The sequence below is a fragment of the Xylophilus sp. ASV27 genome (assembly GCF_016428875.1).
Lineage (GTDB): Bacteria > Pseudomonadota > Gammaproteobacteria > Burkholderiales > Burkholderiaceae_C > Xylophilus.
Map to the genome: position 1 here is coordinate 1 of NZ_JAELTO010000367.1, position 302 is coordinate 302.

Consider the following 302-nt stretch of genomic DNA (forward strand, 5'->3'; position numbering starts at 1 on the left):
GCCGGCCCTGGCGGTGAGGCTGACGTCGCGCAGGATGTGCGAGCCGCCGTAGTACTGGTGGATGTTGTGGACGCTCAGCATGTCGGTTTTCCCCCGCGCCGTGCGCCGCCCGCACCGCGCAATACACCTGTCTCTTATACACATCTCCGAGCCCACGAGACCGTACAGGAAATCTCGTATGCCGTCTTGTGCTTGAAAAGGGGGGGGGGGGGGGGGGGGGGGGGGGGGGGGGGGGGGGGGGGGGGGGGGGGGGGGGGGGGGGGGGGGGGGGGGGGGGGGGGGGGGGGGGGGGGGGGGGGGGG

At 74.8% G+C, this 302-nt stretch carries 1 pseudogene; it reads right to left on the bottom strand.

Annotated elements, in window-relative coordinates:
- Positions 1-81: pseudogene (locus JHD63_RS23370) on the bottom strand (ABC transporter ATP-binding protein); the annotation flags it as partial.
- Between the last annotated feature and the right edge of the window lie 221 nt (positions 82-302).